The 22,983-nt window shown below is 38.3% G+C and carries 20 protein-coding genes and 1 other annotated feature; of the genes, 17 read left to right on the forward strand and 3 right to left on the reverse strand.

All coding sequences use genetic code 11. The features are described 5' to 3' along the window. Positions 1–12: 12 nt before the first annotated feature. The 7 genes from hydA to V7124_RS21170 all read left to right on the forward strand — a co-directional run bounded on the left by hydA (position 13) and on the right by V7124_RS21170 (position 9,697). Entirely contained in the window at positions 13–1,446 is a 1,434-nt protein-coding gene (gene hydA / locus V7124_RS21140; protein WP_335493161.1) for a dihydropyrimidinase, read from the forward strand. Between the two features lie 131 nt (positions 1,447–1,577). Beyond that, positions 1,578–1,796 (forward strand): hypothetical protein, encoded by a 219-nt coding sequence (locus V7124_RS21145; RefSeq protein ID WP_335410286.1) that lies wholly within the window; start codon positions 1,578–1,580, stop codon positions 1,794–1,796. An 8-nt stretch (positions 1,797–1,804) separates the two neighbouring features. Beyond that, the gene (locus tag V7124_RS21150) at positions 1,805–3,271 is read left to right on the forward strand and encodes a CoA-acylating methylmalonate-semialdehyde dehydrogenase (protein WP_335493163.1); all 1,467 of its coding nucleotides are present in this window, start codon (positions 1,805–1,807) and stop codon (positions 3,269–3,271) included. Between the two features lie 17 nt (positions 3,272–3,288). Next, a complete protein-coding gene (locus V7124_RS21155) occupies positions 3,289–4,644 on the forward strand; it encodes an aspartate aminotransferase family protein (protein ID WP_335493165.1) in 1,356 nt (451 codons plus the stop codon). Positions 4,645–4,771: 127 nt separating this feature from the next. Next, entirely contained in the window at positions 4,772–7,015 is a 2,244-nt protein-coding gene (locus V7124_RS21160; RefSeq protein ID WP_335493167.1) for a DEAD/DEAH box helicase, read from the forward strand. 61 nt (positions 7,016–7,076) lie between these two features. Continuing rightward, positions 7,077–7,283, forward strand: a binding site (T-box leader). 52 nt (positions 7,284–7,335) lie between these two features. Continuing rightward, positions 7,336–8,448: a glutamate 5-kinase gene (gene proB / locus V7124_RS21165; protein WP_335410291.1), complete on the forward strand. Its 1,113-nt coding sequence runs from the start codon at positions 7,336–7,338 to the stop codon at positions 8,446–8,448. 7 nt (positions 8,449–8,455) lie between these two features. Continuing rightward, positions 8,456–9,697, forward strand: coding sequence for a glutamate-5-semialdehyde dehydrogenase (locus V7124_RS21170; protein ID WP_335493169.1), 1,242 nt, complete (start codon positions 8,456–8,458; stop codon positions 9,695–9,697). Between the two features lie 38 nt (positions 9,698–9,735). Here the strand turns inward: V7124_RS21170 and V7124_RS21175 are convergent, their stop codons facing one another. Then, entirely contained in the window at positions 9,736–10,461 is a 726-nt protein-coding gene (locus V7124_RS21175) for a YqcI/YcgG family protein (RefSeq protein ID WP_335493172.1), read from the reverse strand. Positions 10,462–10,587: 126 nt separating this feature from the next. Between V7124_RS21175 and V7124_RS21180 the strand changes: the two genes are divergently transcribed. The 8 genes from V7124_RS21180 (at position 10,588) to V7124_RS21215 (ending at position 18,045) form a co-directional block, all read left to right on the forward strand. Beyond that, positions 10,588–12,864 carry an ATP-dependent DNA helicase gene (locus V7124_RS21180; protein ID WP_335493175.1) on the forward strand — a complete coding sequence of 759 codons (2,277 nt, stop codon included), beginning with the start codon at positions 10,588–10,590 and terminating at the stop codon, positions 12,862–12,864. Between the two features lie 96 nt (positions 12,865–12,960). Beyond that, positions 12,961–13,746, forward strand: coding sequence for a hypothetical protein (locus V7124_RS21185; protein WP_335493177.1), 786 nt, complete (start codon positions 12,961–12,963; stop codon positions 13,744–13,746). Positions 13,747–13,758: 12 nt separating this feature from the next. Beyond that, positions 13,759–14,622 (forward strand): DUF3307 domain-containing protein, encoded by an 864-nt coding sequence (locus V7124_RS21190; protein WP_335410300.1) that lies wholly within the window; start codon positions 13,759–13,761, stop codon positions 14,620–14,622. Between the two features lie 138 nt (positions 14,623–14,760). Further along, complete coding sequence (locus tag V7124_RS21195) at positions 14,761–15,015, forward strand: FeoA family protein (protein ID WP_335410302.1); 255 nt, start codon at positions 14,761–14,763, stop codon at positions 15,013–15,015. After that, positions 15,005–15,700: a FeoB small GTPase domain-containing protein gene (locus V7124_RS21200; RefSeq protein WP_335493179.1), complete on the forward strand. Its 696-nt coding sequence runs from the start codon at positions 15,005–15,007 to the stop codon at positions 15,698–15,700. Before V7124_RS21195 ends, V7124_RS21200 begins: the two co-directional genes overlap by 11 nt. Further along, a complete protein-coding gene (locus tag V7124_RS21205; protein WP_335493181.1) occupies positions 15,697–17,070 on the forward strand; it encodes a nucleoside recognition domain-containing protein in 1,374 nt (457 codons plus the stop codon). Before V7124_RS21200 ends, V7124_RS21205 begins: the two co-directional genes overlap by 4 nt. Positions 17,071–17,163: 93 nt before the next feature. Then, positions 17,164–17,688: a type 1 glutamine amidotransferase domain-containing protein gene (locus V7124_RS21210; protein ID WP_335493183.1), complete on the forward strand. Its 525-nt coding sequence runs from the start codon at positions 17,164–17,166 to the stop codon at positions 17,686–17,688. Positions 17,689–17,772: 84 nt separating this feature from the next. After that, on the forward strand, positions 17,773–18,045 hold the full coding sequence (locus tag V7124_RS21215) for a DUF1292 domain-containing protein (RefSeq protein ID WP_335493185.1): 273 nt from the start codon (positions 17,773–17,775) through the stop codon (positions 18,043–18,045). A gap of 54 nt (positions 18,046–18,099) precedes the next feature. Here the strand turns inward: V7124_RS21215 and V7124_RS21220 are convergent, their stop codons facing one another. Together V7124_RS21220 and V7124_RS21225 are read right to left on the reverse strand one after the other, a co-directional pair. Beyond that, a complete protein-coding gene (locus V7124_RS21220) occupies positions 18,100–18,468 on the reverse strand; it encodes a hypothetical protein (protein ID WP_335493187.1) in 369 nt (122 codons plus the stop codon). Between the two features lie 100 nt (positions 18,469–18,568). After that, positions 18,569–19,987, reverse strand: coding sequence for a sigma-54 interaction domain-containing protein (locus tag V7124_RS21225; RefSeq protein WP_335493189.1), 1,419 nt, complete (start codon positions 19,985–19,987; stop codon positions 18,569–18,571). A gap of 205 nt (positions 19,988–20,192) precedes the next feature. Between V7124_RS21225 and pruA the strand changes: the two genes are divergently transcribed. Beyond that, positions 20,193–21,737, forward strand: coding sequence for an L-glutamate gamma-semialdehyde dehydrogenase (pruA, locus tag V7124_RS21230; RefSeq protein ID WP_335493191.1), 1,545 nt, complete (start codon positions 20,193–20,195; stop codon positions 21,735–21,737). 11 nt (positions 21,738–21,748) lie between these two features. Next, a complete protein-coding gene (locus tag V7124_RS21235; protein ID WP_335416597.1) occupies positions 21,749–22,951 on the forward strand; it encodes an ornithine--oxo-acid transaminase in 1,203 nt (400 codons plus the stop codon). The last annotated feature ends 32 nt before the right edge of the window (positions 22,952–22,983 follow it).

Here is a 22,983-nt window from a genome sequence, read left to right on the forward strand (position 1 = left end):
GGGAGAACTTGAATGAAAAAACTGATTAAAAATGGAACAATTGTCACAGCTGCAGATACCTTTACAGCAGAAATAGTAATTGAAAACGGAAAAGTTTCTCAAATTGGTACGAATCTTTCTGCTCATGGTGCAGAGGTAATTGACGCTAATGGCTGCCTTGTGTTCCCTGGCGGCATTGACCCACATACCCATTTAGATATGCCATTTGGTGGTACGGTCACAAAAGATGATTTCGAAACGGGAACGATGGCTGCTGCCTTTGGCGGAACAACAACGATTATTGATTTTTGTTTAACCAATAAAGGTGAACCATTAAAAAACGCCATCCAAACCTGGCATGCTAAGTCAAAAGAAAAAGCGGTAATTGACTATGGTTTTCATTTAATGATTGCGGAAATCAATGAAAATGTCTTGAATGAACTTCCCTATGTAATTAACGAAGAAGGAATAACTTCTTTTAAAGTGTTTATGGCCTACAAAAACGTATTTCAAGCGGACGATGAAACGCTTTTCCGGACATTGATTTCAGCTAAAGAGCACGGTGCCCTTGTCATGGTGCATGCAGAAAATGGCGATGTCATCGATTACTTAACGAAAAAAGCTGTAGCAGAAGGAAACACTGCTCCCATTTATCACGCCCTAACCAGACCACCGGAATTAGAGGGAGAAGCAACTGGAAGAGCAGCAAAACTGACAGGGCTGGCAAACTCACAATTATATGTGGTGCATGTTACTTGTGCGGAAGCGGTTGAAAAAATTACCGAAGCACGCAGCAAGGGATTTAATGTTTGGGGTGAAACTTGTCCGCAATATTTAGTGTTAGACCAAAGTTACTTAGAAAGACCAAATTTTGAAGGCGCCAAATATGTATGGTCCCCGCCTTTACGAGAAAAATGGAACCAAGAGGTGCTCTGGAATGCTTTAAAGAGTGGTCAGCTCCAAACTCTCGGATCTGATCAATGTTCATTTGATTTTAAAGGGCAGAAGGATTTAGGCAGGGATGATTTTACTAAAATTCCAAATGGCGGTCCAATCATCGAAGATCGTCTGTCCATTCTATTTTCTGAGGGGGTGAGGAAGGGACGCATTAGTTTAAATCAATTTGTTGATCTTACATCCACACGAGCAGCAAAATTATTCGGTTTATTCCCCAAAAAAGGCACCATTGCAGTGGGTTCTGACGCAGATATTGTGATTTTTGATCCGAATAGCGAGCGTATAATCTCTGTCGAAACACACCATATGGCAGTAGATTATAATGCCTTCGAAGGGATGAAAGTAACAGGTGAGCCAGTTTCTGTTTTATCCAGGGGAGAATTTGTCGTCCGTGACAAGCAATTTGTTGGTAAACCGGGTTCTGGAAGGTATTTGAAAAGAGCCAAATACAATGTCAATATGCCATTTATCCAAGATGAAACCTTTTCCATTAAGCAGATCCTAACATAATTTTACACTCGATTTGGATGTATTCCCCTTCAATATCATGCTGTATAAAAGCTCCTGTGATTGAAAAAAATTGGTTTAAACGAAATAAAGCTTCCTTAATTAGAAATTTAATTATTTGCAGGGAGGATACGATGTCAGATTATCAACAATATCTAAATGAAAGAGATAAACTTGATTTTCTCATCCAAAAAGGTTATCGGATTAATGCTGTCCATGAACATTTAGACGGTGCTTCTGTAGAGTTTTACCATCCAAGCAGTAAGGAAAAAGAAATTTTACTGATTGGCACCGCCAATGCAAGAAAGTATTTTGCTAGTTTACTAATAAAACAAAATTTAGGGATAAAGTAGGGGAGTATGTGAGCTTAATAAAAAAAGATACAACCATTCTAAAAAACTTTATAAATGGTGTTTGGGTGAATTCAATCAGCAGCCAAACACTAAATGTTCCAAATCCAGCAACCGATGAGTTACTGACGAAAGTTCCTGTTTCTTCAAAAGAAGATGTAAATGCAGCTGTAACTTCTGCAAAAGAAGCTTTTAAAAGGTGGAAAAAAATTCCTGTTCCGAAACGTGCACGAATTCTTTTTAAATATCACAGCCTATTAACCGATAACCATGAAGAGTTAGCAAGACTAATCGTCCATGAAAATGGTAAAGCGTACAAAGAGGCATATGGGGAAGTACAACGTGGCATCGAGTGTGTTGAGTTTGCTTCAGGAGTTCCCACCTTAATGATGGGTGAAACTTTATCAGGTATTGCAGAAGAGATTGATTCTGAAATGTTCCGTTATCCACTAGGGGTTGTCGGCGGAATTACTCCGTTTAACTTTCCAATGATGGTACCTCTCTGGATGTTTCCCTTAGCCATCGCATGTGGAAATACCTTTGTGTTAAAACCTTCAGAACGTACGCCCATTTTGGCTAATAGATTAGCAGAGTTATTCGCTGATGCTGGTGCTCCTCCTGGAGTATTAAATGTCGTCCATGGTGCACATGATGTAGTAAATGGTCTACTTGATCATGAAGACATTGCAGCCATATCCTTTGTTGGTTCCCAGCCGGTTGCGAAGTATGTATACGAACGGGCTGCGAGCAAAGGGAAAAGAGTTCAAGCTCTTTCTGGTGCAAAAAACCATCATATTGTCATGCCTGATGCTGACATCGATAAGGCGGTGCAGCATATCATCAGTTCTACGTTTGGAAGTGCTGGACAACGCTGCATGGCTTGTAGCGCGGTCGTTGTTGTGGATGACAATGAACGTTTCGTTAAGGCATTAACGAAAAAAGCAGATGAGTTAATTATCGGAAATGGCATGGATGACGAGGTGTTATTAACTCCTCTTATAAGAAAGGAACAACGGGATAAAGCTTTAGGGTACATTGACAAGGGAATCGCAGAGGGTGCTGACTTACTTCTTGATGGACGCAAAGAAATAAGTGAACACTCACAAGGGAATTTTCTCGGGCCAACCATTTTTGATCATGTCACCCCAGAAATGACCATTGCTAAGGAAGAAATTTTTGCACCTGTTCTCAGTCTTCTAAGGGCTCAAGATTTAGACGAAGGATTGGAGTATATTCGAAAATCACGATATGGAAATGGTGCAACGATTTATACAAATAATGCAAAAGCAATCCGGCAATTTCGTGAAGAAGCTGATGCAGGGATGCTGGGTATCAATGTTGGTGTTCCAGCAACAATGGCCTTTTTTCCATTTTCAGGCTGGAAGGATTCTTTCTATGGAGATTTGCATGTGAATGGAAAGGATGGCTTAAACTTCTATACGCGAAAAAAAATGATTACATCGCGTTATGATGGTTAGATGGGGAGGGATGGTAAATGGTTCAAACAGATCGCTCACAAGAAGAATTACTTCAACAGGATGATAAATATATCTGGCACTCAATGAAGCCATATAATCCCAATGCAACGATCGTCGCCGCTAAGGCAGAGGGGTCTTGGGTAACAGATGTAGATGGCAAGCGTTATTTAGATGCTATGGCAGGATTATGGTGCGTGAATATAGGCTACGGCAGACAGGAACTTGCAGAAGCAGCCTATGAACAGCTAAAGGAAATGGCCTATTTCCCACTAACTCAAAGCCATATACCAGCTATCAAGCTTGCAGCAAAATTAAATGAAATGCTTGGTGATGAATACGTTATCTTCTTCTCAAATAGCGGATCAGAGGCCAATGAAACAGCTTTTAAAATCGTTCGACAATACCATCAGCAAAAAGGGGAACATAATCGCTACAAAATTCTCTCACGCTATCGAAGCTATCATGGCAATTCTATGGCCGCACTTGCAGCAACTGGGCAGGCACAAAGAAAATATAAATACGAGCCTTTGGCGCCAGGCTTTATTCATGTAGCTCCACCAGATTCCTATCGAGATGAGACAAACGTAACCAATCCAAAGGAATTGTCTTCTGTGAAGGAAATTGATCGAACGATGACATGGGAGTTGAGTGAAACGATAGCAGCGATGATCATGGAACCGATTATCACGGGAGGAGGCATCTTAGTTCCCCCAGAAGGCTATATGAAAGCAGCTAAAGAAGTTTGTGAAAAACATGGAGCATTAATGATTGTCGATGAGGTTATTTGTGGATTTGGGCGTACTGGGAAGCCTTTTGGTTTCATGCACTATGATGTTAAGCCCGATATTATTACCATGGCAAAAGGGATTACAAGTGCATATTTACCTCTTTCTGCTACTGCTGTTCGGAAAGAAATCTATGATACTTTTAAAGGGACTGAAGAATATGATTACTTCCGTCATGTAAATACCTTTGGCGGTAATCCTGCCGCTTGTGCCTTAGCTTTAAAGAACCTAGAAATTATGGAAAATGAAAACTTATTTGACCGGTCTTGCGATCTAGGTAAACAGTTGGTAAATGAATTGACAACTCTTCTCGGAGATCATCCGTTTGTTGGTGATGTTCGCGGAAAAGGATTATTACTTGGAATCGAATTAGTTAAAGATAAGCAGACAAAGGAACCGCTAGATGTGTCACTCGTTAATCAAGTAATTGCGGCCTGTAAGCACGAAGGGTTATTAATTGGAAAAAATGGTGCCACGGTAGCAGGATATAATAATGTCTTAACGTTATCGCCGCCATTAACGATTGACCAGGAAGATATAAATTTCATCATCAAGACGGTTAGTAATTCAATAAAAAAAATTAAATAATAACATAAAAAGGTCCAAAGTGTTTAACACTTTGGGCAATTTATTTTGTTTAACAGGGATTCATGCTATAGTTGATTCACCATATTTGGTTATATACATAAGAAGCTTTTTCAGAAGGATGAAAATAATGACAAATACCGTTTCCTATATTAAAGAATGGCAGCAAGCACTTCAAAATGAAATTTTTTTCTTAAAAAAATTCGGCAGTAGTAAATATAAAGTAATAAATGGAAGATTACTTTCAAGCGATGGTACCTATCCTTATTATTTTGACACAACCTTGCCATTAAAAATTCCAGTTGGTTCCTCCATAACTCTTGTATGGGGAGGATTTAAGCAGCAAGGTAGAACATTATCATCGGAGGGGAAGGGAATCATCGTTCAATTAGAGCAATCCTTAGGTGATTTAATTCCCGAAGCCTTTATATATCATGATCCTTGGGAATTGCTTGAACAGCTAATTGAAAGGCTGGATGAGATTAAAAAAAGTAAACAAAAACGGGTAAGAGTCAATCGCTTAATGAACCCTTCGATGCCTGCTAAACATCCGGAAGAAAAAATAAAAAACAATGTTCATGAAGTAGTTCTACGGTCAAAGTACAATCCAGTTACCTTTGTGTGGGGCCCGCCAGGAACAGGGAAAACGTACACATTAGCACGGGTTGCCGCTAATAAATATTTTCAGGAAAAATCAGTACTTATCCTTTCTCATAGTAATCAAGCGGTTGACGTACTAATAACTGAAATCTCAGCTTTTATTAAAAAGAAGGCCCGCTTTCGTGAGGGAGATGTTCTTAGGTATGGATTCAATACGGCAGTGGCAGAGGATACCCAAGAGGCACTTACGACTAGTCAGCTTTTACTAAAGCAGGAACCAAGTCTTGTTGAAGACAAAGATAACTTAATAGAAGAAAGAAAAAATTTAAAACAAGATTTAGCCGATTCTTTTAGCAAAAGAGATTCCAATCAACTTTTGGAACTTGAGAAAAAGATTGCGAAAGTGCTTGAAAAAATTCGGCAAAAGGAAATTGAATTTGTCAAGGAGGCGTTCATAGTAGGCTCTACCCTTGCCAAAGCAGCAAGTGATCCCGCTATTTATGGAAAAGAATTTGACGTAGTTATACTTGATGAAGCAAGTATGGCATATGTACCACAGGTGGCATTCGCAGCAACGCTTGGAAAAAGAGTTATTATTTGTGGAGATTTTAAACAATTGCCTCCGATTGCCTCCTCCAGAGACTCACTTGTAAATAAATGGCTTAAGGAAGATATTTTTCATCAATCAGGTGTGGTAGATTGGGTTGAGTCTGGTAAACTACATCCACATTTATTTTTATTAAAGGAACAACGAAGGATGCACCCCGATATATCAGCATTTACCAATAAGTACATCTATCATTCTCTTGTTGGTGACCATGTAAGTGTGCTGAATAGCAGGAACGAGATAGTAGAGCATGGTCCATTTCCAGGACGTGCTGCCATTCTTTTAGATACAAGCTATATGGGTGCTTTTTGCTTAAATGAAAAAACATCTAATTCAAGGATCAATCTTTGGCAGCTTCTGATTTCTTTTCAATTAATACATGAATCCTATCTGGGCGGTTCCCGTTCTATCGGGTTTGTAACACCCTACCGAGCACAAGCTAATTTAATGGATATCCTCCTACAGGAATTATATGAACAGGAACGTTCTAGCTCAGATATTGTTTCTGCAACTGTTCACCGTTTTCAAGGCAGTGAGAGGGATGTGATGGTTTTCGATACAGTTGATTCCGACCCACAGGAACGTGCTGGGATGCTGTTAACGGGTAAAGAAAGCGAGCGACTTATTAATGTAGCGATTACTAGAACAAAGGGGAAATTCATCCATGTTTGCAATCTCTCCTTTTTCCGTAAACATGCCTTTAATCGGAAAACAATTAGACAGCTTGCTGAACATCAAGAAAAACATCAACAAAGTGTAAGGACGAAGGATATTGGTATGTGGATAAAAAATCATCTTCCTAGATTACAGTGGATCCATGCACTGCAATTAGACAAGGTTTTTAATGATCTAAAACATGCCCATTCCTCCATCGTAATTTCCTTACCACCACATATGGTATTAACAGATCAATGGAAAAGTGCGATCGTAAATCGTAATCAATCTACAGAATTAACTATCATTTCTGAAATGTCTTGGCCTGAATTACAGCCTGACAACTACTGGCAAGAGGAAGGCTATACTTTCCCCTTTATCATAATCGACCTGCAAATTTTGTGGCTTGGACTGCCTTTAGATAGGGGAAAAGGGATTCAGCCCCCTTTTATCGCTGCCAGGTTAGAGTCAGAAAAAGTCTGTGAATATTTATTTGGCCAGCTAATAACCTAATTTTCAAAAAACTCTCTTGACATTTCACGCTTTTCTGTAGATAATCAAATAAAATTACAAATTAAAAATGGTATGGGATTAGTAAACTTGGAAACGTGAAAGAGAGTGAAACCCACGGGCTGGAAGGTTTCTCACGGGAAAAAGATTGAACCTGCCCCATTAAGCCGCTTATGCAAACATAAGCCGTATTTCCACGTTACGGATTGAAGAGGATGCTTTAAGCATCAATAAAGGTGGTACCGCGGAAAACGAACTTTCCGTCCTTTTTTAGGACAGAAGAGTCGTTTTTTTTATTTTTCAAAGACAGGAGTACGGATCGGATGAAGAAACAACTTGTGGTAGTAAAAATTGGGAGCAGCTCGTTAACCACAGCTTCAGGTACCATATCTGAAGAGAAAATTCGTGATCATGTCGAGGCAATTGCCTATATAAAACAATTAGGTCATGATGTCATTCTGATTACTTCAGGTGCGGTAGCTGCAGGATTCGGTGCACTGGGTTATCCTGCTAGACCTAAAACTGTTGCCGGAAAGCAGGCTGCTGCTGCGGTAGGACAGGGATTATTGATGCAGCATTATATTTTACAATTCAAAGAGTTTGCTATTGTACCCGCCCAAATTTTATTAACAAGGGAGGATTTTTATAGCCTTGAACGGTTCCACAATCTTTACAGTACAATCTCTGAATTGATTCAAAGGGGTGTTATTCCCATCATTAATGAGAACGATTCGGTGTCGATTGAGGAATTGACCTTTGGTGACAATGATTTGTTGTCTGCCCTCGTGAGTGGTTTCCTGCATGCGAATGCCTTAATTATTTTAACAGATATAAATGGGTTCTATAACGGCAATCCAAAAGTGTTAAAGTCAGCAAAGAGGATTGATTATATCCCAAGGGTTACAGATGAATTCCTTTCAGCCGCAGGAGACAGTGGTTCTTCCGTTGGAACTGGGGGAATGAAATCAAAGCTTTTGGCAGCTAAAAAAGCACTTTCCTTCGGTGTCAGCGTGTTTGTTGGAACCGGTAAGGGGAAGGAGAAACTGTCGACGATTCTAGAGGGAAAAGGGGATGGAACCTATATAGGCGGTTCTTTTCAAACCCAGATGCAAATGAAAAAGCAATGGATTGCTTTTCATTCTCAACCTGCTGGAGTAGTTGAAATCGATGAAGGAGCAGAAGATGCGATTCTTACAAATGGAAAAAGCTTGCTCCCAGTTGGTGTAACAAACGTGAAAGGTAATTTTAACGCAATGGATGTTGTTGAAGTTCACAATCAAAGAGGAGAACTAATTGGTAAGGGACAGATCTATTATTCTTCAAAGAATCTTCAAATGGTCAAAGGGATGCCAGGTGAGAAGACGAAAAATTTTTCAATTAATAAACGTGCAGAAGTGATCCATCGTAATAATTGGGTCAGTCTGCCAGGGGAGTGAAGAGAAAATGAGTGAATTACTAGAAAAAGCGCAAAAACTGAAGTCGGCATCAAAGGTACTTGCTGTCCTTACAACTGAAGAGAAAAATCAAGCCTTAGCGATGATGGCAGATGCTTTATTAAATGAAAAAGATTATATCGTAAATGAAAATGCGAAAGATATTCATGCAGGTGAAGAAAAAGGTTTCACACCTTCCTTATTGGATCGGTTATTACTTACAGATGAAAGAGTCGAACAGATCGTTGAAGGAATACATCAGTTAATTAAGCTAGATGATCCAATTGGTGAAATCATCGAATCATGGGAGCGTCCGAATGGTTTACAGATTCAAACTGTTCGTGTTCCTCTAGGGGTTATTGGCATGGTTTATGAGGCCCGTCCAAATGTAACCGTTGATGCGGGAAGTTTGTGTTTAAAGGCAGGTAATGCTGTTTTATTAAGAGGAAGTACCTCTGCACTTCATTCTAATAAAGCACTTGTTCACGTAATGCGTCAGGCTCTTGCTGAAAGTAAAATTCCTGCTGATGCGGTTCAACTTCTTGAGGATACGAGCAGGGAGACCGCTTCACAAATGTTTAAATTAAATCAATACCTAGATGTATTGATTCCACGCGGGGGTGCTGGTTTAATCCAATCTGTAATTGAAACTGCAACCGTACCTGTATTGGAGACTGGTGTTGGTAATTGTCATGTATTTATAGATGAAACAGCTCAAAAGCAGATGGGGATTGATATTGCAATAAATGCAAAATTGCACCGACCTTCTGTATGTAATGCCGCTGAAACCTTGCTGATTCATAAGGATTGGCCATATGTATCGGAGGTACTACATTCACTAAGAGATAATGGTGTAGAACTAAGAGGCGATGAATGGCTTGCTTTGGAATATTCGTTTGTGAAAATAGCTACTGAAAAAGATTGGTACACGGAATTTTTAGCACCAATTTTATCGGTAAAACTGGTGAACGATGTGAATGAAGCAATTGAACATATTGACCAATATGGGACGAAGCATTCTGAAGCTATTATTAGTGAGAACGATGAAAATGTTCGGTTATTCTTTCAGTCTATAGATGCTGCTGTTGTTTACCATAACGCCTCTACCCGTTTTACGGACGGAGAACAATTTGGGTATGGTGCTGAGATCGGAATTAGCACCCAAAAATTGCATGCACGTGGTCCAATGGGTTTAAAGGCAATAACTACTTCTAAAGCAATTGTAAAAGGAACTGGACAGATTCGATCTTAATTATAAAAAATGGCAGAGAACAAGATGACTCTTGTTCTCTATTTTTTGTGGAAGGGACATTTTGATATCGAGGTGTTATCATCACGTAAGAAGTATTGTTTCCATTCAAAATTATCATTTTTTCCATAGGTATTTAAATTGGGATGAATGGAAATGGTATCATATTCTGCTAGTCGTTCACGAATTTTCTCTTTTACCTTTTCAGCATGAAATGAGGTAGTATTAAATTGTTCTAAAACCCATCTTGGAGTAATGGCAAGCATGAAATAGGGAAACTGCCTGCTTTTTCTATTAATATGGGCAGGAGTGGCACAGTACATAAAATATTGTTCTCCATGAAAACAAAACTCCCACATGTGCTGGATTGGATCTGATGGAATATGATTAGGCCACTTCTGTTCATCAAAACTGCTAATCTGATTAAGCTGTTCCCAAAACAACTGTTCATATTGTTCTACCGAAAATGGATTTTCTATATCAGGAAATGGTTCATAAAAAATGATGAGGGATGTATACATGCCTAGGGATTTATAAATGGAAGTATAATCCTTTAGCAATTGTGCCAATTCTCTTGAGGAACTAGGATTTTGTAAATTTGAAGCAAATCCAAAAGAAAACCTATTCAGGTGATAACCAATGGTAGCTGGAATACATGGGAAGAGAAATTCTTTATTCGTTATTTTCTCATGGAACCTTTCCAGCGCATCTTTTTGCCATGCCTTTAAGTACATTTGGTGGATGTTTTCATTTGTAACGATACTCATTAACCATTCTCCTCTCCACAATAGATTATGCGATTGTAGATTTACGAGTGAGTGTCCCAAAATACCATGGTTTCTGGTATACTATATATACAAACGTACATTCCCATTTAGGAGAAGGTGATATTCTTGACCAATACTTTACAAATAGCGGTTAGATCGTTGGTGGAACATGTTTATAGCAGTGGAAGTATTGACAACAGGTTTCGATCTCAATCCACACTATTAGAAGGAACGAGAATTCACCAACAAATCCAAAGTACATATAAAGAATCTGATCAAAAAGAAGTATACCTACGAACTGACCTTGTTTTTAAAGACCTTATTTTTACAATTGATGGAAGATGTGATGGGTTATTGTTTTGGAAGGATGAAGTGACGATTGATGAAATTAAGTCTACTTCCCTGCCATTAGACCAGCTTGAAGGTGATGGTTTACCTGTACATTGGGCACAAGCAAAAATGTATGCATACATCTATAGTAAGGATCATGATTTGGAGAAAATCAATGTCCAGCTGACTTATGTACAGACTGAAAGTGATGATAGGAAATATTTAAACAAATGTTTTACGTTTAAGGAACTTGAAGGTTTTGCTTACGAGGTAGTAGAAAATTATTATCCCTTTGCAAAATTACTTGATGACCATCGGCAAGAACGAAATGAAAGTAGTAAACAGTTGGTTTTTCCATTTGAATCGTACCGGTCTGGGCAGCGTAAGCTTGCCGGTGCCGTTTTTAAGACCATTTCAGAGAAAAAGAGTTTGTTTGTAAAAGCACCAACTGGAATTGGTAAAACGATATCAACTTTCTTCCCAGCTGTAAAAGCTTTTGGGGAAGGAGACATAAACCGTATTTTTTATCTAACAGCTAAAACGATTACAAGGACAACTGCAGAAGAGGCGGCCAGCCGGATGCGTTCCTGTGGACTTTGTATGAAATCGGTTACGATTACCGCAAAAGACAAGGTCTGTTTTAAGGATGAGACGAAATGTCAAAAGGATTATTGTGAGTTTGCCGATGGTTACTATAATCGAATCAATGAAGCCATTTTGGATATCGTGGCAAATGAAAGTTTGATGAACCGTGATGTCCTTGAGGAGTATGCTCGTAAACATACGGTTTGTCCTTTTGAATTCTCCCTTGACCTTGCATATGTTGCAGACGCAATCATTTGTGATTACAATTATATATTTGATCCACGTGTATCACTAAAACGATTGTTGGAGGAGCAGAAAAAGTCTACACTCTTATTAGTTGATGAAGCTCATAATCTTGTGGATCGCGGGAGAGAAATGTTCTCTGCTTCGCTTACTAAAGAGCACTTTCTTCAATTGAAAAAGGAGTTTAAGACGATAAATAAAGTGATTTATGATTGTGCAAATAAAATAAACTCTTGGTTTATTTCCTTGAAAAAAAACTCTGATGACCAGAATGAATTTACCATCGATGAGCTTGATGAAGGATTAATTGTGCTCTTAAATCAATTTGTAGAAGCGGCCCAGCCCGTTCTACAATTGGAAACTTCTCCAAATCTTCTCGAACTTTACTTCAATGCTAATGCTTTCTTGAAAATTGTTGAATTACTTGATGACCATTATGTAATTTATGGGGAGAAAGTTAAGAACGATGTTACATTAAAGCTGTTTTGTATCGACCCATCAAAGCTGCTTAAAAAAATGGGTAAAGGTTACCGTTCAAAAGTGTTTTTTTCTGCCACGCTATCACCACTACCTTACTATCAGGATATTCTCGGTGGACAGGTTGAGGATTATTCGCTGTCTGTTCCTTCACCATTTAATGAAGAGCAGACAGATATTTTTATTAAGCCATTATCCACCAGATACCGTGATCGCGAGAGGACGAAGGAGAACATCATTTCAATGATCTATTCTTTGATTCAAAATCGTCCAGGGAATTATTTAATCTTTTTTCCATCCTATCACTATTTACTGTCGGTATATGAACAGTTTGTAAACGATTTTCCGGAGATCAATACCATACTTCAGGATTCAGGAATGTCTGAAGAGGAAAGAGCGGCTTTCTTGGAACAATTCAAACCGAACCAATCGGATACACTGATAGGTTTTGCTGTACTTGGTGGAGTTTTTTCTGAGGGTGTTGATTTAAAAGGTGATCGATTAAATGGGGTAGTTGTAATCGGAGTAGGGCTCCCACAGCTTTGTTATGAACGTAATCTTATCAAGGAACATTTTAATAGGAAGAAAAAAAACGGCTATGATTACGCCTATGTATATCCAGGTATGAATAAAGTACTTCAAGCAGGAGGTCGGTTAATCCGGTCAGAAGAGGATTATGGGACCATCGTCCTTGTTGACGACAGATTCCTGCAAAAGCATTATCAAAGCCTGCTTCCACTAGAATGGCGGAATTTTATTGTTATTTAATTAGATTATTTAATCTAATTAGAGTAAAGTTTGACTATTTACTCTAAAATTATTAAAATTAGATTAAATAATCTTATTTTTGATAAGGAGTAAACGATGAACCGTCCTATTTCTATTTTTATTCTAGATGTCAGTAATTCTTCGTCACCTGCCATGGGTGATAGATTGACGAACTACTTAGATGATTTAGTAAACTGGGTTACCATTTGGACTGAGGAAGTAGTACCTTGCAAGATGAAACACAGAGCAGGTGATGAAATAATCTTTGTCGGATATGGATATTCAACGGCCTATATTCTTGCATTTTTTATTAGCCGAATATGGAAATATAAAGATCATGCTCCTTATTTTGGTTTGTCCTTTGGAGATATTGATAAAGAATTAGAGGAACTAGACATAGAGAAGTGGATTCATCCCTTAATTAAACAAGCAAGGTATGCCAATGATTTATTGAAAAAGGAACAAGTAAGACCGCTATTTAAATTTAAACTTGATCAATTTTATGAAAATAATACCTTATCTCCTTATAATCTATTTCGACATGAGTTTGAGATATTAATCAATTCTATACTGCGTCTCCAAATGACGATGTTGAAGGAGCAGACACATATTCAGGAGCAGGTTTGTACGTTGTATCTAATTCTACAGCAGCAAAAAGCAGTAGCAACATTGCTTGGTAAAACAGCACCAACGATTTCAAGCCACTTTAAAAAGGGGAAAGCCGAAGAAATACTAAATGTGTTTGGTGAAGTGATCACAATCCTTAATTCGTTGCAGGGAAAGTCTTATTTAAATGATCAAGGAATTGTTCGTAGTGATATATTAAAAGCATCAATTAGAAACCATCTAAAAGAAAATGCAGTGAAAGTAAATTTCCAATAGAGAGGAGACTCCATGCTGCTATTAAGCCTTGTTCTTGCCCATCTGATTGCAGATTTTTATTTGCAGACCGATGAAATGGTAAGGGATAAAATTAAAAATATAAAAAAGCATATCGGTCATCACTTTCTCGTGAATGGACTCGTTTTAGTGGTTTTTTTTCTGTTTTATTTTAAAGATGTGGCTGTAATAAAAAATCTTACCTTATCCTTGCTTTTTATCGTGGGTAGTCATGTAGTCATCGATATACTAAAAATAAAGCTCCTTGATACAATTAAAATGAATAAAGAAGAAAATCTTAAACGACTGGGCTTCTTCCTATTAGATCAGGTGCTCCATATGGTATCGATCCTTCTTGCCTCCAAACTTTTTTTAGGAATTGATATTTCGATTATACATAAACTTATCCTGCATGACGGAGGATTAAGCACCTTAAATTCAGGATTGTTTATTTTAATTATTTTTATTCTTGCGACTAGTGTAGGCGGACACATGATAAAAATTCTTCTGGGTTCATTTCCTAATCAGCTATTAACCTTTGAAGGTAAATTCGTGTTTAAAAATGAACAACACGAGGATTATACAGCGAAAAGAACAAATGGAAATAGAGCCTTGACCGAGGAATATAACTACACGATTTTTAGCAAGCATGATCTCTCTAGAGGAAAATTAATTGGCTATATTGAGAGATTGTTAGTTTTAGTCTTAACCTATTATAGTGCCTATCCAGCCATTGGATTTATTGTTGCCGCAAAGTCGATTGCCCGTTTCAAACAAATGGATGATCGCGACTGGGCGGAGTATTTTCTGTTAGGTACATTATCATCTATGTTCATAGGAATTACGCTCGGAATCATCCTAAGGGAAGTGTTGATGTAGGGTGAGGAGGAATTTAATTAGCTGCCTTTTGTAGGCAGCTAATTTTTTTTTTTTGAAAATGGTCACAAAATGGACATTTTATCATATAATTAAGAAAAAGTTGCATGAGGGAAAAACTTTAACAAGGAGGAAAGATATATGACTATACCAAAAATAATGAAGCTGGTGAATGGAGAAAAAGGGAATCTCATCCGCATTACTTCTTTGAATCTGGACGGTGTGATGAGAAGAAGATTATTGGATTTAGGATTTGTGGCCGGTGCAATCGTTGAGGTTATTAGAAAAAGTCCTTTAGGCGACCCAATCGCCTTCCGGGTTAGCCAAACGACGATCGCGTTGAGAAAAGAGGAAAGTTCAAAAATAGAAGGGATGTTGATAACAGATGGAGAATAGTTATCGAATTGCCTTGGCGGGAAATCCGAATACAGGAAAAAGCACCTTATTTAATGCCCTAACTGGACTTAAACAACACACTGGAAACTGGGCAGGAAAAACAGTATCACTTGCTCAAGGAAACGTTCATTATAACGATAAAACATTTAATTTAATCGATCTCCCGGGTACCTATTCACTCTTTTCAAATTCAAACGACGAAGAGGTTGCTAGGAATTACATTGTTTTTGAAAAGCCTGATGTAACAGTGGTGGTGCTTGATGCTACATCCCTGGAACGAAACTTTAATTTAGCCTTGCAGGTATTAGAAATGACCAAAAATGTGATTCTTTGCATTAATTTAATTGATGTTGCTGAAAAACAAGGGATTCATATTAATGATCGGATATTGACGAATCGGTTGGGTGTTCCAGTTCTAAAAATATCAGCCCGAAACAAAAAAGGGTTCCCGATGCTGCTTGATACAATTGACCGTATCATAACAGGTGCGATTGAATGTCACCCCGTTCAAACAACCTATGCTGATGAAATTGAAGAACAAATTAAAAAAATTGAACCAAAAGTAAGTCAGTTAGTTGGAAATCATCTCTCTTCACGTTGGGTTTCCTTAAGATTACTGGATGGGGATGAAAAATTATTAGGTGAACTCAATAAGCGATTTGAACAACAGGAGGCAGGACGATGAGTATTCAAAATCTCTATATAGAGGCACAGCAGCTTTCTACTGCTCAGTTGAGAGATGACATTGTCCACCAGCTCTATGAACGAAGCCATCAACTGTGTAAGGAAGGAATTAACTATACAAAATCTAAAATAGACACTAGGTCCGAAAAGCTAGATGCGATCTTCACTTCACCGATTTTTGGTTTTCCGATTATGCTTACCCTGTTAGGTGTATTGTTCTATTTAACGATTGCTGGTGCCAATGTGCCATCGTCGATGTTAGCAGAGTTTTTCGGTTCGTTGGAGAAGTACTTAACATCCTTTTTTACATTTATTAATGCCCCAGAATGGGTCCATGGAGTACTGATACTTGGCTTATATCGGGGGACAACTTGGGTTATTAGCGTCATGCTGCCACCGATGGCGATATTTTTTCCTTCCTTTGCCCTTTTGGAAAATTACGGGTATTTGCCACGGGTAGCTTTTAATATGGATCGATTATTTAAAAGGGTAGGTGCTCATGGTAAGCAATCATTAACGATGGCGATGGGCTTTGGTTGTAATGCGGCTGCAGTCATCTCTACTAGGATTATCGAATCGCCGAGGGAAAGAATGCTTGCGATTTTGACAAACAATTTTGTGCCATGTAATGGCCGCTGGGGAACATTAATTGTATTAGCCTCTTTGTTCATGGCAGCAAACTTTACCGGCGGATTAAAATCGTTCGTTACTACTGGAGTTATAGTCGGGATCGTTATGTTTGGAATCATTGTTACCTTTTTTGTCTCCTGGGTTCTTTCAAAAACGGCACTAAAAGGAATTCCAACTCACTATACGTTGGAATTGCCTCCATACCGGAAACCGAAAATAATTGATACCGTGATTCGATCTTCCTTAACAAAATCATGGTCGGTATTAATGCGGGCCGTAAAAGTCGCCGCACCAGCAGCCATTTTGACTTGGATAGTCGCAAATATATTTATTGGTGATACAAGTATTTTGATGTATGCAGTTGAGTTTTTGGATCCGTTCGGAAAATTACTTGGACTGGATGGTTATATCATGTTGGCCTTTATTTTAGGATTACCTGCCAATGAAATAGTCCTACCAATCCTTTTAATGGGTTATTTATCGACGGGTTCGTTAACAGAGGTTGATAGTTTGATTGATTTAAAACAAATTTTCCTTGATCATGGCTGGACGTGGCTGACAGCACTAAATATGATGTTGTTTTCACTGCTTCATTATCCGTGCGGGACAACGCTGCTGAATATTTATAAAGAAACAAAAAGTAAAAAATGGACCTTCCTAGCCTTCCTTATACCTACTGTTATTGCTATACTTGTTCCTTTAGTTATTACCCAAACCGTTAGAATCTTTGGTTGGATATAAATAATAAAGACACCACTGATGAGATCAAAAGTGGTGTCTTTTTGTAGGTTTGTATTTTGTATGTCATAATAACAAGAAGGGGGTGGGAATAGTATGCGTTTAGAAGGTAAGAAAGTGGTTAGTCTTGTCCATCATGATTTCGAAGACCTTGAGCTATGGTATCCGATTCTCAGATTAAGAGAAGAGGGTGCGGTTGTTCACTTAGCAGGCGAGAAGGCTAAGGAAGAGTACATAGGGAAATATGGTGTGCCGGCGAAATCGGATTTCTCTTATAGTGATATTAAAGGAGAAGATTACGATGCCATTTTGGTTCCAGGCGGATGGGCGCCAGATAAGATTCGCCGCTTTCCTGAAGTCATTTCACTGCTTCAGCATTTCGAAGAAAACAAAAAGCCGATTGGACAAATTTGTCATGCTGGCTGGGTGTTAATTTCTGCAAAGATTTTGCAGGGTAAGAAGGTGACTAGTACACCTGGAATTAGGGATGATATGGAAAATGCCGGTGCAACCTGGTTTGATGAACCGGTTGTGGTTGATGGACATTTAGTTTCTAGCAGACGCCCGCCAGATCTACCGGATTATTTACGTGAATTTATTAAAGTCATCGAACAAAAATAAGTGTCTTAAAGCATGATTTACAGCTATTAAAGAGATACTTATTGAATGAAACGCTTATTCTTAAAATGAAAGGGAGAATGCAACGTGGCGAATATTGAAGTAGGCGAAGTTTTTACGATTAGTGATGAGACAGAGCAAGAGCAGGAAGTAGAAGTACTGGCTTCCATTAATATAGAAGGTACCAATTATGTGGCGGTAGGTTTTGTTGAAGATATTCAAGAGGAAACCGAAGATGATATTGATATCTTCTTCTTAAAAGTGGACGAAGATGGAGATTTGACAGCCATCGAAAGCGACGAGGAATTTGATAAAGTTTCTGCTGCTTTTGAGGAGATTATGGATGAGGAAGAGGAATAGTCAATAGAGTGGGAAAAAGCTGGCATTTGCCAGCTTTTTTATATCAAAAAATAATTAATGAGTTTCTGGTGGAGAAATACCCACCAATACTCCATCAAAAAACACAGCTGTCCAAATAGTATCATCAACATTATAAACTGGTAGTCCTATCATCATTGTTTCAAAAGAATGATTATAGATAACTTCAACTGCATTGACTCCGTTCCATTTAAAGCCTACTTCCTTAAATCCTTTTCTTTCAATTTTAAATTCATCCGATTTCAACAAATTTGAAACAATTTTATTCTTCTCTGCACCTGAAATTTCCTCTACTACACAACCACAACCACTGTCACCCTCATGTGCCAATGCCACATTCCCAGGTCCTACAAACATTAAGAAAACAAGTAAACTAGTAAAAAGTAATGTTAAAACCTTCTTCATTTATGTTCCTCCTTTTTATGGTCTACTTATATATTCCTTTATTTCTCGACAAAATCCTGCGAAATTTTTGAATAATTTACGACAATTTTAGAAAATCTTGCTAATCTTGTTTTATTTTTAGCTTTTTCATGCGATATTGAAGGCTTTGACGGCTTAATCCTAGCACATTTGCTGTTTTTGAAATATTGTAATCATAGTTTTTCCAAACATGTTCAATATAGGATTTTTCAAAGTATTCGATTTGATCTTTCAATGAAGCTGTTGTATCTGTCCTTTCTTTCAAAAAAGTATCAACTGAGAGAGGAGGAGAGACTCTTCCTTTTACATGTAATTTGCTTCGGTATTGATACGGAAGGTGGGAATAGCCAATGATTTCATCCTCATCCATCAATATATTCATTGCTGCTTCAATGATATGTTCTAATTCCCGGACGTTCCCATGCCAGTCGTAATCTAGAAAAGATTGCTTTACTTCTTTTGATAAACCCTTCACATTCATTTGAAAGCGCTCATTGTATTTCTTAATAAAAGATTGGACGAGGAGTGGAATATCCTCTTTACGCTCTCTTAAAGGCGGAATGAACACAGAAACTACCCCAAGTCGATAATATAAGTCTTTTCGTAAATGTTTTTTCGTAACGGCATCAATCGGGTCTTCATTAATATTTGCTATTACACGTACATCAACAGGAGTGTCCTTAGTATCTCCAAGGCGGCGGATGGTTTTTTCTTGAAGAACACGAAGCAGTTTCGCTTGGAGATTTAAATTTAGTGAATTAATTTCATCCAATAACAAGGTACCGCCATTTGCTTGTTCAAATAGTCCAGGCTGGTCATTTGCACCAGTAAATGCTCCTCGTTTTGTTCCGAAAAGAAGACTTTCAATTAAATTATCTGGCAATGCAGCACAGTTTTGTGAGATAAACGGACTAGAAAATCGATTGCTGGCATTATGGATACTCTGTGCAAATAGCTCTTTTCCAGTCCCTGTTTCACCCACAATTAAGACATAGGAAGATGTACGTGCTGCCCGCTTAGCTCCTTCGATTACTTCCTTGATAGCAGAACTGTTTCCGATAATACTTTCAAATGTATACCTGGTTGTCCCTTTTCCGGATATATTCCCTTTTATTAACCGTTCGAGTTTGGTAACGTCATTGGCAATTTCAACAGCACCAATGAGTTTGTCATTCTCATAAATGGGAATGGTATTATTATTGGTGGTAATTTCTCGTCCCTTGTTATTAAAATAGGTTTGTTTCACATTCTTTGTTTCTTTTTTCTCCTGTAAGGCTTTTACAAGTGTACTAGATTGATTTTCTTTAAACATAAAAACATCTAACAGTTTTTTATTGATGACATCTTGAATATCCATAGACTCTATCTGGGACATTTTCTTATTATAGACAATCGTATTTCCTGAATCATCTACAGCATGGACCCCGACATCCACTTCGTCTAAAATCTGTTTATAGATTGTGTTAAGAACCTGCAAATATTGACCATTACTTTGATCCATGAGCGTAATCCCCTTAATGTTTATCCTTCTATTAAAACAAATAACTTAAAAGAGTGCAAAATAATTTTGCACAAAGAAAATAATTAAATATTTTGCGCAAAATTATTTTGCTGTTACTAATATAAATCCCTTAATTATATAGGATTTTGTAATTGGCACGGAACTTGCATTATGTATTGTATATACACAACAAGGGGGATTAGTAATGAAACCATATACACATGAACCATTTACAAATTTTGCAGATGAGGCAAATAAACAAGCGTTTCAACAAGCATTGTTGTATGTTCAATCCCAGCTAGGCAAAGAATATCCTGTTGTAATTGGCGGGGAGTCTATAACGACTGATCATAAGATCCATTCAATTAATCCAGCAAATAAGACAGAGGTTATTGGCAGTGTTTCCATGGCAGACAAAGACCTTGCAGAAAAGGCAATGCAGACTGCATTGACCACGTTTGAATCATGGAAAAGATGGAAGCCAGAGCATCGTGCCAATATTTTATTCCGTGCTGCCGCAATCATGCGCCGCAGGAAACATGAATTTTCAGCTTATCTAGTGAAAGAAGCAGGAAAACCATGGAAGGAAGCGGATGCTGATACAGCAGAAGCGATTGATTTCATCGAGTATTATGGTCGTCAGATGCTGCGGATTAAAGAAGGTTTTCCCGTACAAAGCCGTGATGGTGAATTCAATCAATATCACTACATCCCACTAGGTGTCGGAATTATTATTTCGCCGTTTAACTTTCCATTAGCAATCATGGCTGGAACAACTGTTGCTGCTATTGTTGCTGGTAATACTGTCCTACTAAAGCCTGCAAACTCCACACCAATTGTTGCTGCTAAATTTGTAGAGCTTATGCATGAGGCAGGTTTACCAAATGGCGTCTTAAACTACGTACCTGGCAGCGGAGCTCAAATCGGAGATTATTTAGTAGATCATCCAAAAACTCGATTTGTATCCTTCACTGGTTCCCGAGAAGTAGGATGCCGGATCAATGAACGGGCTGCAAAGGTAAACCCAGGACAAATTTGGATTAAACGTGTAATTGCTGAAATGGGCGGAAAAGATACAGTGGTAGTTGATAAGGATGCAGACTTAGATTTAGCAGCAGCTAGCATTGTTTACTCTGCATTTGGTTTTTCTGGACAAAAATGTTCAGCAGGCTCTCGAGCTGTAGTTCATCAAGATGTTTATGATGAAGTGCTAGACAAAGCAGTATCCTTAACAAAAACACTTACGATCGGAAACCCAGAAGATTTAAACAACTATATGGGTCCAGTAATCGATGAAAAATCCTTTAAGAAAATCATGAATTATATTGAAGTTGGAAAAGAAGAAGGCAGACTGATGACTGGCGGAGAAGGCGATGGTTCAAAAGGTTTCTTCATTCAGCCTACTATTATTGCTGACCTAGACGAAAATGCACGCCTTATGCAAGAAGAGATTTTTGGCCCAGTTGTTGGTTTTTCTAAGGCGCGTGATTTTGATCATATGATGAAAATTGCGAACAACACTGATTACGGTCTAACAGGTGCCCTCATTTCCAATAACCGTGAACACATTGAACGTGCACGTGAGGAATTCCATGTAGGAAATCTGTACTTTAACCGTGTTTGTACGGGGGCGATCGTTGGGTATCAGCCATTTGGCGGATTCAATATGTCTGGTACTGATTCAAAAGCAGGTGGACCTGATTATTTACTTCTCCATATGCAGGCAAAAACAACATCTGAAACACTATAGGAGGCAATAGAATGAATACAACGATAAATAAAACAACTAAAATCATTGAACAAACACAAAAATTCGGTGCCAATAACTATCATCCACTGCCAATCGTAGTTTCGAAGGCAGAAGGTGTTTGGGTTGAAAGTCCAGAAGGAAACCGCTACATGGATATGCTAAGTGCATACTCTGCAGTAAACCAGGGACACCGTCATCCAAAAATCATTCAAGCATTAAAAGACCAAGCAGACAAAGTAACATTAACATCACGTGCTTTCCATAATGACCAACTTGGTCCGTGGTATGAGAAAATTTGCAAATTAACCAATAAAGAAATGGCACTGCCAATGAATACAGGCGCTGAAGCAGTTGAAACAGCCATTAAAGCTGCTCGCCGCTGGGGATATGATGTAAAGGGAATAGCTGAGAATCAAGCTGAAATCATTGCTTGTACAGGTAACTTCCATGGACGTACAATGGGTGCTGTTTCTTTATCATCCGACCCAGAATATAAGCGTGGTTTCGGACCAATGCTGCCAGGAATTAACTTAATTCCTTACGGTGATCTTGAAGCATTAAAAGCTTCCATTACACCAAATACAGCTGCATTTTTAATTGAGCCTATTCAAGGTGAGGCAGGAATTATTTTACCTCCTGAAGGATTCTTAAAAGCAGCGTCTGACCTATGTAAAGAAAACAATGTACTGTTTATTGCTGATGAAATTCAAGTTGGCTTAGCACGTACAGGAAAAATGTTTGCAACTGAATGGGAAGGCGTCAATCCTGATATGTTAATTTTAGGAAAGGCACTTGGTGGCGGAGTATTTCCGATTTCTTGTGTCGTTGCAAACTCCGATGTATTGGGGGTATTTAATCCCGGTTCACATGGTTCTACTTTTGGAGGTAATCCACTTGCCTGTGCGGTTTCAATAGCAGCATTGGAAGTAATTGAGGAAGAAAAATTAGCTGAACGTTCGCTTGAATTAGGAGGCTATTTCTTAGAGCAACTTAAAATGATCAATAATCCTGTCATTAAAGAAATAAGAGGCAGAGGTTTATTTATAGGATTGGAACTAACAGAAGAAGCAAGACCATTTTGCGAGCAATTAAAGGAAGAAGGCTTGTTATGTAAGGAAACACATGATACAGTTATTCGCTTTGCGCCGCCACTAATCATAACAAAGGAAGAAATTGATTGGGCAGTTGAGAAAATTAAAAAAGTGTTAGCTTAACATCAAATTGGAGCCTTGCAGGAACTCTCTGC

The sequence above is a fragment of the Neobacillus niacini genome, assembly GCF_036961885.1.
GTDB lineage: Bacteria > Bacillota > Bacilli > Bacillales > Cytobacillaceae > Neobacillus > Neobacillus niacini_H.